The following is a 15,925-nucleotide window of genomic DNA, read 5'->3' on the forward strand; positions in this document are numbered from 1 at the left end:
GGGCCGGACAGCGCCGGGCATTCCGCCGCCGGTCCGGACGGCGCCGGGCCGGAGCGCGCCGGCTACACGGGCGGCCTGCTCGAGCGCCCTCCCGTGTCCCCGTTCTGACGCCCTCCCGCGGATTCCGCACCCACCCGCGGAGGATGAGCAACCAATCATCCGCACGAGCACGTGTTCTCCGCTCCCGACGCGGACATCGCGCATTCCGGCGGAGACCACGCCCTCCCGGGGACAACGCACCCTCCGGCGGAGAACCGTGCCCCGCGCGGACAACGCGCGCTCCTGCGGACAACGCACACTCGCGCGGAGGGTGGCCACCTCACACGTCCGCATGAACAGGCATCGTCCGCCGCAACGGCGTTCGGGCATCGACGTCCGTGGGCCCGTGGGCTCAGGCGCGAGGACCCGCGTCGCGGGCACGTCGGACGTCGCGGTGGTTGGCGCGGACGTATACCGCCAGTTGGATCCCCAGGACGAGCATCAGGGCGGCGAGCACGAGCCCGAGCGTCAGCCGGGTGCCGTCGAGGAGGCAGAGCACCGCGCCTACCCCGGCGACCGCTCCCCCCAGGAGGCCGGCGAGGAGGTTGGGGCCGCTGATCGCCGCGACGTCCGGGTACCGGCGGCCGATGGTCCGCGCGAGCCCCGCCACGATCAGCGTGAGCACGCCGATGACCGCGCTCACGAGCGCGGTCGCGCGGATGGCGATGCCTCCGGACCACCCGGCGAAGGCGACGGCGGCGACGCCCAGGATGAGCACGCCGACGACGAACCCGCCCGCCGCGCGCCGCCGCGCGCCGCTCGCGACCCCGGCCGGATCGTCGGCGGGGTCGCGAACGCCTCCGGCAGCGGTCATGCCGACGCGAACTTCGGCCAGGTCTGGATTCCGGACGAGGTCCCCTTCAGCGTGCTCCGCGCCGAGGCGGCCTTGCTGTACATGACGGCCAGCGCAGCGCCGAGCGCCCCCAGCGCGATGGCGATCGCACCGAGCGCCGTCGGCGGAGCCAGCGGGATCCCGACGACCGTGACGGCCTCCCCGGTCGCCGTGGTGAAGCCGACGATGACGGAGATGATCGCCGCCACGACGCCCGCCCAGAACGCGACGATCGCGACCTGCAGGTCGTCCATCATCGACGCGATCTTCTGCGCGTAATCGGTGTCGAGGGACTTCATCGCGGCCTGCTGGAGCGGGACGCGCTGGCGGTACTGCTCGGCCCCGAACTCCTGCCAGCGGTCGTCGGCGGCGAGCATGCCGCGGTCGACGTTGCGGCTGGCCTCGGTCGCCGGGCCCCCGACGCTCTCCTTCCATCCGTTGGCCGCCCCGCTCAGCATGAAGGGGTTGCCGACGTAGGAGAGCTTGTCGACGAACCAGTCCCAGAACTCCTGGACGCGCTCGACGAGCCAGTTCCAGCCCTCGATCACGCGGTCCACGACCCACTGGAAGACGCCGGGCACGTGCGACAGGGTGTCGTTGATGACGCGACGCAGCTCTTCGAACTGTCGCTGGAGCTGTTCGAGCAGTCTTCTCGCCTCGGCTGCGGGATCCATGTCCTTGTTCCTCTCTCCTGATGACGGTCGGGCGCTACTGCACCGGCGCCCACATGCCGCCGAACTCGTTGATCGCGGCGTTCTCGTCGGCCTCCAGGTCCGTGCGGATGCGGCGCAGCGCGGTGGCGGCGCACGCCGTCTCGCCGGCGCCCTCTCGAAGGAGGCGCAGCACGTGATCACGGACCTGCACGTACTCGTCGAAGACGTCCATCGCGGCGAACGAGAACGCGCCGCGGTACACGTCGATGCCGTTGAGCGCCGTCTCGATCGCGCCGAGCTGTTGCGCAGCCCCGTCCCATTTCGACGCGTCCTCCGTCAAGGCGTTGAACTCGACCAGTCCCATGTCCTGTCCTCCCTCTCCCTGCTGCCGATCTCGTGCTTCGTGCTTCGTGCCTGCGGGTGCCGCCGTGGTCCTGCTACCGTCCGAGCAGTCTCTTCACGAGTGCGTCCGGATCCTCCGCGAGCGCGGCGAACTCCGCCAGCGGCGTGCCCTCGAGCGCGCCCGCCGCCGTCGCCGGCGGGATCTGCTCGACCGCCGCGTCGATCGCGGCGTTGATCTCCGTCGCGATGCCGCTCGCCCTGGTCCGCCCGAGCCACTGCGGGCTGAGGACGAGCCGGACGAGGTGCCCGGCTCCATTGACGGTGGCGGTCACGTGCCCCCCGTAGGTGGATCCGTCGTACTCGGCCGTCGCCCGGTGCCCCACGGCCTCGGCGGCCTCGGCGAAGCCGGCGCTGAGCTGCTGCAGGATCTCGGTGACGTTGTGCATGACGGCGTGGATGTCAGGACGCTCCGCCCCGGCGGCGAACGCGTCCTCCACCCGGGAGGCGACCGAGGATCCGAGCGGCGGGAGCGGGGTCGCGCGCGTGGGCTCCGGCGCCTCGGCCACGCTCTCGCCCCAGGCGCCGAGCGCCGCGTACGCGATCTGCGCATAGGTCGCCACGATGGCGGCGCCGAGGGCCTCCGGCTCGTGCGCGTCCTCCCAGCGGTCGCCGAGGTGGACGCGGATGTGGTTCTCCGAGCGCCGGGCGACGACACGGATCGCACCGGACGGATCGCCGGCCTCGCCCTCGTCCTCCGGAGGCGTCCCCTGTGCGAACCGCTGCCTGCCGAGATCGATCTCGTCCCGGAGGTCGTACAGCCTGTCGATGTCGTCGGTCACGTGCGCCGCTCCCCTTCTCGCTGCCTCTGGCCGATCCTCTCCCGAGGACCGACGCCGCGTCGATGGGGCGAATTCCCCATCCGCGGCGTCGTCGCCGTGCGCAGCCGAGGGGAGGGGCGGTCACGCGCTCCGGATGAGTCGCAGGGTCAGGTCGCCGAGCCGGAACGCTCCGTCCACGACGACGCGTTCGCCCCCGCTCAGCGCCTGCCAACCGCCGGAGGCATCCTGGACGCCCGAGCCGTTCGTCGAGCTCAGGTCGGTGAGGTGCCAGCGCGTGCCGTCGTGCTCCAGGCGGGCGTGCGTCTTCGACACCGTCCGCGTGGCGTCGGGGACCGCCAGCGGCTGATCGCCCGCCGTGCCCGCCGGTGCGCGACCGAGCACGATCCGGGGCCCGGGGAGGGGCAGCCGGGTGCCGTCGTCGAGGACGAGGTGCCAGGACACCGGCGCGGGGTCCGGGACGACGGGAGCGCGGGCGGGGTCCGGGACAGCAGGAGCGGGCGCGGGGCCCGGGGCGGCAGGAGCGGGCGCGGGATCCAGGTCCGGGTCCTGCTCCGGCGCGGCGGGCACGGAGGCGGACGCTCCGGGACGCTCGATCGGCACGTCGTCGATCAGCGTCGGCTCGAGCGGGGCGGGGATCGGGATCGCGTACCCGGAGGCGTCGCGGGCGAGCGTGGTCCGTCGCGGGTCCGGGAGCGTGCGGATCCCGCCCGTCCGCGGCTTCGCCGGGTCGTGGGGCGGCGCGGTCTCGGCGGCGGGAGCCTCCGCCCGGGCCAGCAGCGTCGCCCACAGCGGCGGGAGGAGCACGCCCAGGACCGTGAACCCCGCGCCCCGGCGAAAGCGCACCGTGATCCGGTGGACCGCGACGATCCTCAGGTACAGCCCGTAGAACTGCACCAGCGGGATGAAGAAGAACACCACCGACCAGGCCGGCACGCCGCCGCGGGCGAGGATCTCCGCCTCGTTGAGGACGGGGACCCATCCCTTCCATCCCTCGCCGCCCAAGCGCGGGAAGAGCCGGGAGAGCGCGACCGCGTACCAGACGAACAGCGCGGCGGCGACGAGGACGCCGACGGCCGCACCGGCGACGAGGGCGACCGGTGGGAGGCCGAGGTCAGGCATCCGGTCCCCGGCGCACGAGGACGCCGCCGACCGAGCCGGCGACGTTCGCCAGGAGGAGGGACATCAGCATCAGGGCGCCGGCGGAGAGCATGCCGATGACGCTGCCGCGCAGCCCCGCCAGCAGCAGCGCGACGCCGCCGCCGCCGATCCCGACGCCGAGCACGACGACCGTGAGGATCCGCACGGCGCGGCGCGTGGCCAGGGCCGCCGGGCGCAGACGCGGCAGCGGCACGGCGATCGCGCCGAGCAGGAACATCAGCACGGCCAGCACGCAGGACACAACAGCAGCGCCCAGGAACGCCGCATCCACCGTCACGCCCCAGAAGAACAGCGCGGCGACGATCGCCAGCGTGACCGTGCACACGAAGCAGGTCGCCCCCGTCGTCCGCGCGCGCGCCGCCAGGGACGACGACGCCGTCTCGCTCTTCTGCGACATCCGATCCCCTCCGTCGTCCTCCGCGTCGCCTCGACCCTAGTGAGGCCCGCGCCGCTCGCGCCGATGCCCCGCCGTGTCACGGCGGCGAGGCGTCGCGGCGCTCAGCCGAGGGTGCCGGCGTCGATCACGAACCGGAAGCGCACGTCCGAGGCGAGGACGCGCTCGTAGGCGGCGTTGACGTCGTCCGCGGCGATGAGCTCGATCTCGGCGGCGATGCCGTGCTCGGCGCAGAAGTCCAGCATCTCCTGGGTCTCGGCGATCCCGCCGATGTTCGACCCGGCGAGCGAACGGCGCCCGGAGATGAGGTGGGACACGTCGAAGCTCATCGGCTCGGGCGGGGCGCCGACGCACACGAGCGTGCCGTTCGTGTCGAGCAGCCGCAGGTACGCGTCGATGTCGAGCGGCGCGCTGACCGTGTTGAGGATGACGTCGAACGAGCGGCGCAGGCCGCGGAAGGTCTCGGGATCGCTCGTGGCGAGGTAGCGGTCCGCGCCCAGGCGCAGCCCGTCGTCCTTCTTGCCGAGCGACTGGGACAGCACCGTGACCTCGGCGCCCAGCGCGTGCGCGATCTGCACGCCCATGTGGCCCAGTCCGCCCAGGCCGATCACGGCGACGCGGCTGCCGGGCCCGACGCGCCAGTGCCGCAGCGGCGAGTAGGTCGTGATGCCGGCGCACAGCAGCGGCGCGGCCCGATCGAGCGGGATCGCGTCCGGGATCCGGAGGACGAACGCCTCGGTCACGACGACCGACGTGGAGTACCCGCCCTGCGTGACGGTCCCGTCGCGGTCGATCGCGCCGTACGTGCCGACCGCGCCGCGGCGGCAGTTCTGCTCCTCGCCGCGCAGGCACCCGTCGCACTCGCCGCACGAGTTCACCAGGCAGCCCACGCCGACGCGGTCGCCCACGGCGAAGCGCGTCACGTCCGATCCCACGGCCGACACGACGCCCGCGATCTCGTGGCCGGGAGCGAGGGGGTACTGCTGGTCGCCCCAGTCGCCGCGGACGGTGTGGATGTCGGAGTGGCAGATGCCGGCGAAGGCGATCTCGATGACGACATCGAGCGGACCCGGTTCGCGGCGTTCGATCGTCGTGCGTTCCAGCGGAGCGCCCTCACGGGGCGCGGCGAATGCGGTGACCTGGGGCATGGCTCCACGTTAGCGGGCACGGCGCGCTCGGGACCCGGCGCGGCCGCGATTCAGTCCGCGGCGCGCCAGCAGCCCTCCAGGTGGTCGTCCACCATCCCGGCGGACTGCATCAGGGCGTACATCGTCGTGGGCCCCACGAAGCGGAACCCCCGCGCGCGCAGAGCCTTGCTCATGGCCTCGGACTCGGGCGTCACCGCGGGCACGTCCGCCATCGTCCTCGGGCGCGCACGGGGCCCGGGGGCGAAGGACCACATGAGCGCGTCGAGCTCGCCGTCGGCCATGTCCCGGACGAGCGCGGCGTTCGCGATCGTCGCCTCGATCTTCGCGCGGTTGCGGATGATCCCGGGATCGGCCATCAGCCGCTCCACGTCGTCGGGGCCGAAGGACGCCACAGCCTCCGGTTCGAACCCCGCGAACACCTCGCGGAAACGAGGACGCTTGCGCAGGATCGTGATCCAGGAGAGTCCCGCCTGGAAGCCCTCCAGCGCCATCTTCTCGAACAGCGCGCGGTCGCCGCGCAGCGGCCGCCCCCACTCCTCGTCGTGGTAGCGGCGGTACTCGGGGTCGTCCCCGGCCCAGGCACAGCGGGGGCGGTCGTCGATCGGTGCGGTCACCGCTCCAGCGTAGGGGCCGGCGCCGACACCGCCGGCGGGCGCCGGGGGTCGCGGATCACTGGGTCGTCTGCACGACCGACAGCACCCCGGCCCGCCCGGAGACGATGCACTTGGCCAGGTAGAGGGGCGCGCCCGCCACGGTGGCCGTCTGCGTGAGGATGAGGACGGGGTCGCCGGCCTTCAGGCCGAGCAGCTCGCCGCGCGAGCGGCCGACGACGTTCACGGTGATCTCGCACCGGCCCGATCCGAAGACCACGCCGCGGGCCAGGAGCGCGGCCATCAGGCTGGACGGGTCATCCGCCGCCTCCGGCACCGCTGCGGCCACCTGCGGGCTCGCATCGCTCAGATAGCGTCCGGCGGGCAGGTGCTCCTGGAGGATGGCGATGGGCTCGCCGGCGCGTTCGACCACGCTCTCGCGGAACCACGTGTTGGCCTCGGCGTCGAGCCCGAGGTGACCGGAGACGTAGTCGGTCGTCGGCTGGACCACGAACTCGAGCGGGCGCACCGTGATGTCCTCGCCGCCCTCGGCGAGCGCGGCCTCCAGCGGGCGCAGCTCCTCCAGGCCGACGGTCGGCAGGTCGTCGGCGACGAACCGGCCCACACCGCGCCGGGTGACGATCAGGCCGTCCTCCTCCAGGAGCATCAACGCCTCGCGGACGACGGTGCGCGACACCCCGAGCGCGACGCCGAGCTCGGTCTCCCTCGGCAGCATGGAGGCGAGCGGGAAGACCCCGCTGCGGATGCCCTCCGCCAGCCGGGAGTAGACCGCGACCCGGAGCGGCTGGCCGACCGGTGCGGTCAGCGGGCGGTCCAGGAACGGTGCGACATCCGTCATCGGTCCTCCTCCCGAGCGTCCTCCCGGCGTCCGGCATGGCTCCGGGGCCGGCGGTGGTCTCGCGGTTCATCCAATCACAGTCCGCGGTGGTTGCAGATGTTGTACCCGAGAGGTATAACATCATACCCATTGGCGGGGATCGTCCCGCCGGGCCGCCGCGCACGCGGCCCTCCCCGACGAAGGAGTCACCGTGCCGACCTCCCCCGAGACCCTCGCCCCCGCACCCACCGGCGGACTGCGCGGCGGGCGCGCGTTCGCGCTCGTGGCGACGCTCATCCTGACCGTGGTCGCCTTCCAGCTGAACTCGAGCATGATCACCCCCGCGCTCCCGGACATCGCCGCACAGCTGTCCGCACCGATGGACGCCGTCTCGCAGGTGTCGTCGCTGTTCTTCCTCGCCGGAGCGGTGGGCGGCGTGGTCCTCGCCCGGTGGAGCGACTTCATCGGCCGCAAGCGCGCACTGCTCATCGTGCTCGTCCTCATCGCGCTCGGCACGGTGCTGTGCATCGCCGCGCCGAACCTCCCCCTCCTCCTCGTCGGCCGCGTGCTCCAGGGCGCCTCCAGCGCCGCCTTCCAGATCGCGTACGTGATCCTCGCCGAGACGCTCCCGTCCGCGGTCTTCCCCACGGTGCTCGGGGTCCTCACCGCCATCAACGGCGGCGTCGGCGGCGTCGACGGCTGGATCGGCGGGCTCCTCGCCGACGCCTTCGGCTTCCGGTCGCTGTTCGTCGTGATCCTGGTCGTCGCCGTCGTCGCGATCGGATGCGTCGTGCTCGCCGTGCCCCGGGACGGCGAGCCGTCCTCCCGGGGCCGGATGGACTGGTGGGGCGCTGCGGCGCTGTCGGCGGGGCTCATCTGCATCACGTACTTCGTGTCCCAGGGATCCGCGCGCGGGTGGCTGGACACGGTCACGCTGCTGTTCCTCGCCGGGGCGATCGCCGCGTTCGCGGTCTTCGTGGGCATCGAGCGCCGCCGCCGCACGCCGCTCATCGCCGTGCACCACCTGCGCTCCCGCCAGGTCTGGCCCGTGCTCGCCACGACCGTGCTGACCCTGTCGAGCGTCTTCACGGTCATCAACTTCACGATCGTCGTGCTCAGCCAGGACGCGGAGGCCGGGTACGGTCTGCCCGCCTCGACCTCGGCCCTCCTCTACCTCGCGCCTCCGGCCCTGATCGGCCTGGCCGCCGCCCCGCTGTCCGGCTGGCTCGCCGGGCGCATCGGGTGGATCCCCGTGCTGCGGGTCGGCCTCGTCGCCTGCGTCGTGATCCTCGCTCTCGTCGCGCTGTTCCCGCACAGCCCCTGGACCGTGTTCGCGCTGTTCGCCCTGCTCGGAGTGACCTACAACGGCGTCGTGCTCACCACCACGAACGGCCTCGGCGTGCTGCAGTCCCCGGACGACGCGCCGGCGATCCTGCCGAGCATGAACAGCACCGCCTTCGGCTTCGGCGCGAGCCTCGGGTTCGCGATCGTCGCGCCGTTCGTCGCCTCCGGCGGCTACGGCCTGGCACTGTGGATCTCTGTCGGCATCAGCGCGCTGGCGCTGGTCGCGAGCCTGTTCCTGCAGCCCAAGTCGGCCTGACCCTCCCCACCCGAGTTCCGAAGGAGAACCGATGACCACGTCCGCCCGCCCCCTCTACTTCGACTGCGACACGGGGATCGACGACTCCCTGGCGCTGGCGTACCTGCTGGCATCGCCGGAGATCGCGCTCGCGGGGATCGGCACCGTCAGCGGGAACACCAGCGCCGCTCAGGCCGCCCGGAACACGCTGGGCCTGCTGGCGCTCGCGGAGCGGACCGACATCCCGGTGGCCGTCGGTCGTCATGACTTCCTCGCGCACGCCTATGACGGGGGCGCGCCGCACGTGCACGGCGACGACGGCGTGGGCCACGTGGCCCTGCCGGCGCCGGTGCAGGAAGTCGACGCGGCCAGCGCCGCCGAGCTGCTCATCCGCCTCTCGCACGAGCACGCCGGCGCGCTGGAGGTCGTCGCCGTGGGTCCGCTGACCAACCTCGCCTCGGCGCTGAGCCTGGACCCGACGCTGCCCGAGCGCGTCGCCTCCGTCACGCTGATGGGGGGTGCCGCACTCGTCCCCGGCAACATCTCGCCCGTCGCCGAGGCGAACATCGGCAACGACCCGGAGGCGGCCGCCGCCGTGTTCGCCGCCTCCTGGCCGGTGACCGTGGTGCCGCTGGACGTCACGATGGAGAACGTGTTCGAGGACGCCCACCGCGAGCGTCTCCTGGCCTCCGACTCGGCGCTGGCGCGGAGCGTGGGGGCGATGCTCGACTTCTACATGGACTTCTACGTCTCCGCCTACGGCCGCCGCTGCAGCGCGCTGCACGACCCGCTGGCCGCCGCGATCGCCGTCGGAACCGTCACGGCGACCCGCTCGCCCGCCGTCCCCGCCCTCGTCGACCACTCCGACGGCCCCGGGCGCGGGCAGACGATCTTCGATCTGCGGTCGCAGCGGGCGGGTGCGCTCGACCACGAGGGAGCGAACGTCCGCGTGGTGCTCGCCACCGACCGCCCGTTGCCGGACCACCTGGCCGACCGCGTCGCCGGCTGAGCGTCCCGACTCCCTCAGAGCATCCGGTCTCCCGCACGCGAGACCCCCTCGCATCGCCGAAACCCCTCCGCAGATACGTATCTGCGGAGGGGTTTCGACGCGTGGAGGGGGTCTCGGCGGCCCCGAGGGAGGGATCCCGCCCGGGCTACTTCCGCTTCGCAGCCTTCTTCAGCGCCTTCTCCGAGATCGGCGCCTCGCCGGACGCGGCGAGCGCCGCGTAATGCGCACGCGCCTCGTCCTGGCGCTGCTGCTCGATGCCGGACGCGATCGGAGCCCGCACGTGCTCCGGCTCATAGCCGAAGGCGTTCACGAGATCCAGCGCGTGCGGCCGCAGACGCGTGCAGAGACGGTCGATGTAGCGCGACACCGCGGCGGCGCGCTGGGCGGAGAGACGCCCGTTGATGAGGTACCAGGCGAGGTGCTTCTCGATGAGCTGGAGCCCGAACAGGTCCCGCAGCCACGTGAGCACCGCCTTCGTCTCGGCGTCCTGGATCCGGTGCACCGCGTCGGTGAACGCCTCCCACTGGAGCAGCTCGCCATGCGCGCGGGCGGCCTCGATCAGCTCGGCCTGGTTCTCGTTGAACAGCTTCTCGCCGAGGACCTTGTCCTTGCCGGCGGGGCGCAGCCGCCCGGCGATGTCGGCGACCATCTGCTGCACACGGTCGGCCAGCAGCTCGTGCTGCTGCTCCTCGCGAAGCCCGTTCTCCACCGACCGCGCCGTGGAGCCGAAGTCCGCGACCGCCTGCCCGAAGGCCCGCAGGCCCGCACCGTGGAAGACCTTGCCCGCCGTCTGGCCCACCGCGAACTTGGCCAGCGCGGCCGCGTCCTTGCCCTGGAACTGCTTCGCGTAGTCGGTGAGCAGGCGCTTGCCGACCAGCTGCAGGAGGACGTTGTTGTCCCCTTCGAAGGTGACGTAGACGTCCAGATCCTGACGGAGCCCGACGAAGCGGTTCTCGAACATAAACCCTGCGCCGCCGCAGGCCTCGCGGCACTCCTGCAGCGTGTCCAAGGCGTGCCACGTCGACAGCGGCTTCAGGGCCGCCGCGAGCGTCTCCAGGTCCTCCCGGTCGTCCGGGGTGTCCGTCGCGCCGGAGAAGACCCCGTCGAACTTCTGCAGGAACTCGTCGTGCGCGAACAGCTGCGCATAGGTGGTGGCCAGCCGCGGGAGCAGGCGGCGCTGGTGCTTGCCGTAGTCGAGCAGGACCGTCTCCTGCCCGTCCGCCCCGTCGAACTGACGGCGCTGCGTCGCGTAGGTGATCGCGATGTACAGCCCGAGCGCCGAGGCCCAGGACGCGGCGCCGTCCAGCGACACCCGTCCCTGGACGAGCGTTCCCAGCATCGTGAAGAAGCGCCGTCCGGGGCTGTCGATCGCGCTGGAGTACGTGCCGTCGGGGGCGACGTCGCCGTAACGGTTCAGCAGGTTCGTCCGGGGGATGCGCACGTGGTCGAAGGACAGCCGCCCGTTGTCGATGCCGTTGAGCCCGCCCTTGAGGCCGTCGTCCTCGCGGCCGATGCCGGGCAGATCCACGCCGTCCTCGCCGCGCAGCGGCACGTAGAAGCAGTGCACACCGTGGTTGACGCCGTTCGTGATGAGCTGCGCGAAGACGGTCGCCGCCACCCCGTGCAGCGCGGCGTTGCCCAGGTACTCCTTCGTCGCGCCGCGGAACGGCGTGTGGATGACGAACTCCTCGGTCTCCGGGTCGTAGGTCGCCGTCGTGCCGACCGCCGCGACGTCCGAGCCGTGACCGATCTCGGTCATCGCGAACGCGCCGGGGATCGACAGATCCATGACCCCGGGGAGCCAGCGGTCATGGTGCTCGGTCGTCCCGAGCTGCAGGATCGCGGAGCCGAACAGCCCCCACTGCACCCCCGACTTGATCTGCAGGCTGGGATCCGCCGCCACGAGCTCCTCGAAGCCCGCGATGTTCGCGCCGTTGTTCTCCTCGCCCCCGAAGCGCTTCGGGAACGCGCGGTGCACAGCGCGGTTCTGCACGAGCAGATGGAGCTGGCTGAGCACGCGCTCGCGGTGCTCGTCCTTGGCCAGGGAGTCGTCGCGCCAGAACGCGGGATCCTTGATCATCTCGCGGGCCTGACGGCGGGTGTCCGCCCAGGTCCCCAGGAGCAGGTCGCCGACCGCCTCGACGTCGATACGGTGCGCGTCGGCGTCTCCGGCGGCGGGGGTGGAAGCGTTCATTCGGACGGCTGCGTCGACCATGAGCATCCTCTCAAGACACGGGTGGGAGATGATTCCACGGTAGGACTCCGACAACACCGACCGAAGTCGGCTGTGGCTTTCGTCCAACGGCCCCCGGCCGCACGCGCCCCCGCGATTGTGCCGTGTCCACAGGAGCCGCTACGCCGCGGCGGGCGGGGGCGCGGCCGGGGCCTTCCCCGCCGCGCGCCAGCGACGCACCCTCGTGACGCGCGCAGACACCGAGAGCAACGCATTCCTTCCATTTAGGTCATCTATTCTCTACCCTGAGAGTAGACAATAGATAACTCAAGGGCGAACTATGACTGATCTCGAGCTCCTCATGTCGATCGCCCGCGCACCGATGCGCACCGCGACGCTCCGCGACGTCTCCCGCGAGGGCGAGAACACCTGGCGAGCGCTCGAACGCCTGGTCGATCGCGGAGCTCTGGTCAGGCTGGCGAGGGGGATCTACACGGCCCCTCCGGACTCCGCCGACGGTCGCTCCTGGATCCCTCCCCTGGAGGCGGCGGCCGCCGCGGTCGCAACCGCGCGGTTCGGCGAACGGACCATCGCCCTCACCGGCGTCTCCGCCGCGCGGCATTGGGCCGCGATCCCCCGGGCGATCGGCGTGGCCACCGTCGCCGTCCCCCGGAGGGGCTATGCCCCCGTTGTCCTGTCCCACGGAGGCTCGGTCCGTTTCGTCCCCCGAAGAAAGTGGGATCTCGACCTCGTCGTCGAGCCCACGGTGCTGGGCGAGGTGCTCGTCACCTCCCCGGAACAGACCCTGTTCGACCTGATCCGGAGCGTCGCGCCGGAGGGCCTGGAGGCGGATGCCCGCGACGCTCTGGCGAGCCTCGCCGCCCGCTCGTCGCCCGACGTCTTCGACGAGATCGTGCATGCGGCACGCCGCGTGCCGCCGGCGGCACGAGAGATGGCGAGCGCGCTCCGGAGGGCACATGGATGATCCGGTAGCCGGTGTCCTGTCCGACGAAGACCGGGAGAGCGTACAACTCGCCTTCGGCGTCGACTCGGCGCAGGTCGTCCGTGACCACATCATCTCGCACGCGCTCGCCGCCATCGCCGCGCTCGGGTCCGAGGACCTGATCTTCTTCGGCGGGACCGCGCTTGCGCGCACGCTCCTGCCGGCTCTGCGGTTGTCCGAAGACATCGATCTCATCGCCGTCCGACACCGCGACGAAGCCGCCGAACGCATCGAACGATCGATCACGAGGAGCTTTCGGCGGACGCTCGGCGCGGCGACATTCACTCCGTCGCTTCGCGAGACGAGAGGCTCGGTGCCCTCGATTCTGGAAGCACGCGCGACCCGGGTGCAGATCCAGCTGCTCTCCGCCACCGGTCGTCCCCCATGGCCGACCGAGGTCGTCTCCATCGAGCAGAGATATCGCGACGCTCCGGCTGCCGCGCTCCGCGTCCTGACCCCTCCCGCCTTCGTCGCCGCGAAGCTCTCCGCGTGGGCGGACCGCGCCGCACCACGAGACCTCTACGATCTCTGGGCGCTGGCCGAGGCCGGACTGTTCACCGAAGAGGCGGCTCACCTCTTCGCACGGCATGGCCCGTACTCGGACATCCGGAGAGTCCCCTTCAGCCATCTGCCCACCCCGGTGCAGTGGGAGCGGGCGCTTGGCCATCAGGGACGACTTCGAACGACGCCGCAGAATGCCGCCGCCGTCGTGGCGTCTGCGCTCGCCGCGCTCCCCCGGTGAGCGGACCCACCCTGCGCCGCCGCTACGCCGCGGCGGGCGGGGGCGCGGCCGGGGCCTTCCCCGCCGCGCGCCAGCGACGCACGACGCCGTCGTGCAGACGCTCCCAGCTGCGGTCGCGGATGAAGATCGAGTCGATCGCGATCATCGTCAGCGAGAACCACGGCAGGCCCATCAGCACCGCGATCCCGATGTGGAACGACAGGATGCCGACGAGCGCCACCAGACGGGTGGGACGCAGCAGCAGCGCCAGCGGGAAGGCGACCTGCAGGATGATGGATCCCCAGGTCATCATCGTCACCGCCGGTCCCCACGCGGTCACCAGGTCGCTGAGGACCGGCCACGTGCCGAAGCGCATGGTGTGCAGCGGGTTGTAGACCGCGTACCCCTCCGACCAGGGGGAGCCCGCGGCCTTGAACAGGGCGCCGGAGGCGTACACGAAGCAGACCTGCGCGGTGAGCGCGACGAGCGCGAGGTTGTGGAACACCGTGCCGAGGATCGCCGGCTGGCTGCCGGGCTCGAACCACTCGCCCTTCCTCGCGCGACGCCGGGCGTCGAGCGACCAGCGCGCCGCAGGATCCGCGAAGAACAGCAGCAGCAGCGCGATCCGGAACATGTTGTCGCCCTGGTCGCCCACCATGTCGTTCGCCTCGATGAAGCCGACCCACAGGCAGAAGAACACCGGAAGCACGATGCGGAACCGCCACCCGAGCACGAACAGCACCGCGAGGACGCCCAGCAGCAGATACATCAGCGTGTAGAGGACGTCATTGCCCATGACGGCGTGGAAGGTGCTGAAGATCCAGATCTTCGGGAAGTCGCTCACCGGCTCGGCCATCTCGCCGTTCCAGGCGGAGCCCGACCCGAACGTGTACAGGCGGGTGCCGAAGTTGGCCGCGAGCAGGCCGAGGGCGGTGACGCCGAACAGGATGCGGGTCACCGCGAGCCCGTACAGCGCCTTCTTCTCGCCGTAGAGCCAGGTCTCGATCCAGGCGAAGATCGCCGCGAGCCCGGTCACGACCATGTTCCACAGGCCCGCGATCATGCTGCCGGCGAAGGTCAGCACGCGAGTGGTCGCGGTGACCTCCGCGGCCGCGCCCGCGGGCTGGATCCCCGGAGCGGGTGCGCCCGCGCCGGGGCTCTCGGTCGGCGTCGGGGTGGCCGGTTCGGTCTCGGCGGGGACCTCGGCGGGGCGCACCGGGGCGGCCGTCGTCGCTCCGGTCGCGACAGCGTCGGCGGTCTCCGCGGCCTTCGTCTTCCTCGCCGCCTTCGCGTTCTTCGCGTCGGACGCGGGGGCGTTCGCGGTCGTGCGGGCATCGGAGGTTCCGCTGGGCCGGCTCATCGCTGCGTCCTCTCGAACTGGGCACGGAACACGTCGCCGAAGGCGGAGCGACTCTGCCCCTGCTCCTCGATGGGCAGTCGCCATCCGCTCGGGGAGAACGACGGGTCGGGCCGCTGGGCACCGGGCGTGTTGCGCTCGGCGAAGGGGACGACGTTCTGCCGGCTGACGCGATACTGCACCTTCCGGACGTCATCGCCCCAGATGGCGTATGCGACCTGGGTGGCGTAGGTCGTCGCCAGGTGCTCCTTCTTCATGTAGGCCTCCGCCAGGGCGGCGTTCTGGTCGCCCTCGAGCTTCTCGAAGGCCCGGCGCATCCAGGCCTCGCCGTCGTCCTTGTCGAAGTCGAGCGCGACCACGGCCTTCTGCTCGTCGGAGAGCTTGTTGAAGGCCGACATCTGCCCGCTCGCGACCTCGCTGGACTGGATGCCCGCCCGCGGAGGGAAGAGGTTGTACCGGATCATCGACAGCTCGACATCGGTCGCGCTGACCCATCCGGTGGTGATCTCCTCGCCGTCCTTCTCGATGACGGCGCGGACGTTGAAGTGGTAGTCGCCGTTGATCGGCTCCGGGGCGAACACGCTCCAGGACTGCCCGAACATCGGGAGCATGTAGGCAGAGAGGACCTGCTGCGTCGGGATCTCCCGCAGCGGCGACGGGGGCGCGATCCAGAGGAACGATGCGAAGACGTGCCAGGCGGTGAACGCGCATGCCCCGAAGGCGATCAGGCGCACCCACCAGGTGGGCTTCGGCCGGGCGGGAGCGGAGCGCGCAGGGGCGCTCGTGGTGTCCTCGGTCATCCGGGTTCCCCTCGTGGATCGGGAAGGTGTGTCAAGAAAAGGTCGGGGTCGCCACCAAGGACGACCCCGACCCTTGCTACCGAATCGTCACTCGACGTCGGCGGTCGCCCGGCGCTTGGCGGCGCCGAGAACGGCGGCTCCGATGCCGAGCATAACCAGCAGACCGCCCAGGGCCAGCAGGCCCAGCGGCACGTCCGCACCCGTCGGAGGAAGCGGCTTGCCGTTGGCGGTGGCGGTTCCGTTCGCCGAGGCGGATGCGCTCGACGTTGCCGAGGCCGTGGCGTTCGACGTGGCCGAAGCCGTGGCGCTCGACGTGGCCGAGGCCGTGGCGTCCGCCGTCGCGGTGGCGCTCGAGGTGGCCGAAGCGGTGGACGAGGCGTCCGCCGTCCCGTCCGGAGCCCCGCGCGCCGACGAGTCCGCCGCCGCAGCCGACGAGGCGTCCGCCGAGGC

17 protein-coding genes are annotated in these 15,925 nt (G+C 71.9%); 5 read left to right on the plus strand and 12 right to left on the minus strand.

Features of this window, described 5'->3' with window-relative positions; all coding sequences use genetic code 11:
• Positions 1 to 391: 391 nt before the first annotated feature.
• The 9 genes from MR1_RS15610 to MR1_RS15650 all read right to left on the minus strand — a co-directional run bounded on the left by MR1_RS15610 (position 392) and on the right by MR1_RS15650 (position 6,854).
• The gene (locus tag MR1_RS15610) at positions 392 to 853 is read right to left on the minus strand and encodes a hypothetical protein (protein WP_067248978.1); all 462 of its coding nucleotides are present in this window, start codon (positions 851 to 853) and stop codon (positions 392 to 394) included.
• Complete coding sequence (locus tag MR1_RS15615) at positions 850 to 1,545, minus strand: hypothetical protein (RefSeq protein ID WP_067248981.1); 696 nt, start codon at positions 1,543 to 1,545, stop codon at positions 850 to 852. The genes MR1_RS15610 and MR1_RS15615 overlap by 4 nt, the downstream gene beginning before the upstream one ends.
• Before the next feature lie 34 nt (positions 1,546 to 1,579).
• On the minus strand, positions 1,580 to 1,888 hold the full coding sequence (locus tag MR1_RS15620; RefSeq protein WP_067248984.1) for a hypothetical protein: 309 nt from the start codon (positions 1,886 to 1,888) through the stop codon (positions 1,580 to 1,582).
• Between the two features lie 73 nt (positions 1,889 to 1,961).
• Complete coding sequence (locus MR1_RS15625) at positions 1,962 to 2,705, minus strand: YbaB/EbfC family nucleoid-associated protein (RefSeq protein WP_067248987.1); 744 nt, start codon at positions 2,703 to 2,705, stop codon at positions 1,962 to 1,964.
• A gap of 120 nt (positions 2,706 to 2,825) precedes the next feature.
• A complete protein-coding gene (locus MR1_RS15630; protein ID WP_067248989.1) occupies positions 2,826 to 3,824 on the minus strand; it encodes a DUF5684 domain-containing protein in 999 nt (332 codons plus the stop codon).
• The gene (locus MR1_RS15635; RefSeq protein ID WP_067248992.1) at positions 3,817 to 4,260 is read right to left on the minus strand and encodes a hypothetical protein; all 444 of its coding nucleotides are present in this window, start codon (positions 4,258 to 4,260) and stop codon (positions 3,817 to 3,819) included. The genes MR1_RS15630 and MR1_RS15635 overlap by 8 nt, the downstream gene beginning before the upstream one ends.
• A 101-nt stretch (positions 4,261 to 4,361) precedes the next feature.
• Complete coding sequence (locus MR1_RS15640; RefSeq protein WP_067248995.1) at positions 4,362 to 5,405, minus strand: NAD(P)-dependent alcohol dehydrogenase; 1,044 nt, start codon at positions 5,403 to 5,405, stop codon at positions 4,362 to 4,364.
• A gap of 50 nt (positions 5,406 to 5,455) precedes the next feature.
• Positions 5,456 to 6,019 (minus strand): DNA-3-methyladenine glycosylase I, encoded by a 564-nt coding sequence (locus MR1_RS15645; protein WP_067248998.1) that lies wholly within the window; start codon positions 6,017 to 6,019, stop codon positions 5,456 to 5,458.
• A 55-nt stretch (positions 6,020 to 6,074) separates the two neighbouring features.
• Complete coding sequence (locus tag MR1_RS15650) at positions 6,075 to 6,854, minus strand: GntR family transcriptional regulator (RefSeq protein ID WP_067249002.1); 780 nt, start codon at positions 6,852 to 6,854, stop codon at positions 6,075 to 6,077.
• Between the two features lie 190 nt (positions 6,855 to 7,044).
• Here MR1_RS15650 and MR1_RS15655 point away from each other — a divergent pair, with 190 nt between their 5' ends.
• Both MR1_RS15655 and MR1_RS15660 read left to right on the plus strand, forming a co-directional pair.
• Entirely contained in the window at positions 7,045 to 8,433 is a 1,389-nt protein-coding gene (locus tag MR1_RS15655) for an MFS transporter (RefSeq protein WP_067249005.1), read from the plus strand.
• A 31-nt stretch (positions 8,434 to 8,464) separates the two neighbouring features.
• A complete protein-coding gene (locus MR1_RS15660) occupies positions 8,465 to 9,421 on the plus strand; it encodes a nucleoside hydrolase (RefSeq protein ID WP_067249007.1) in 957 nt (318 codons plus the stop codon).
• 145 nt (positions 9,422 to 9,566) lie between these two features.
• Here the strand turns inward: MR1_RS15660 and MR1_RS15665 are convergent, their stop codons facing one another.
• Positions 9,567 to 11,636, minus strand: a complete 2,070-nt coding sequence (locus MR1_RS15665) for an acyl-CoA dehydrogenase family protein (protein WP_067249009.1) — start codon at positions 11,634 to 11,636, stop codon at positions 9,567 to 9,569.
• A gap of 298 nt (positions 11,637 to 11,934) precedes the next feature.
• Between MR1_RS15665 and MR1_RS15670 the strand changes: the two genes are divergently transcribed.
• Both MR1_RS15670 and MR1_RS15675 read left to right on the plus strand, forming a co-directional pair.
• Positions 11,935 to 12,579 (plus strand): type IV toxin-antitoxin system AbiEi family antitoxin domain-containing protein, encoded by a 645-nt coding sequence (locus tag MR1_RS15670; protein WP_067249012.1) that lies wholly within the window; start codon positions 11,935 to 11,937, stop codon positions 12,577 to 12,579.
• Positions 12,572 to 13,339, plus strand: a complete 768-nt coding sequence (locus MR1_RS15675) for a nucleotidyl transferase AbiEii/AbiGii toxin family protein (protein ID WP_067249016.1) — start codon at positions 12,572 to 12,574, stop codon at positions 13,337 to 13,339. Before MR1_RS15670 ends, MR1_RS15675 begins: the two co-directional genes overlap by 8 nt.
• 22 nt (positions 13,340 to 13,361) lie before the next feature.
• Here MR1_RS15675 and MR1_RS15680 read toward each other — a convergent pair whose 3' ends face one another.
• Positions 13,362 to 14,678 (minus strand): HTTM domain-containing protein, encoded by a 1,317-nt coding sequence (locus MR1_RS15680; RefSeq protein WP_084344789.1) that lies wholly within the window; start codon positions 14,676 to 14,678, stop codon positions 13,362 to 13,364.
• Positions 14,675 to 15,475: a DUF5819 family protein gene (locus MR1_RS15685; protein WP_067249019.1), complete on the minus strand. Its 801-nt coding sequence runs from the start codon at positions 15,473 to 15,475 to the stop codon at positions 14,675 to 14,677. The genes MR1_RS15680 and MR1_RS15685 overlap by 4 nt, the downstream gene beginning before the upstream one ends.
• Before the next feature lie 217 nt (positions 15,476 to 15,692).
• Here MR1_RS15685 and MR1_RS15690 point away from each other — a divergent pair.
• Positions 15,693 to 15,925 (plus strand): hypothetical protein (locus MR1_RS15690; protein ID WP_176573227.1); only part of this gene is annotated, 233 nt, incomplete at its 3' end.

The sequence above is a fragment of the Microbacterium resistens NBRC 103078 genome (assembly GCF_001552355.1).
GTDB classification, from domain to species: domain Bacteria; phylum Actinomycetota; class Actinomycetes; order Actinomycetales; family Microbacteriaceae; genus Microbacterium; species Microbacterium resistens.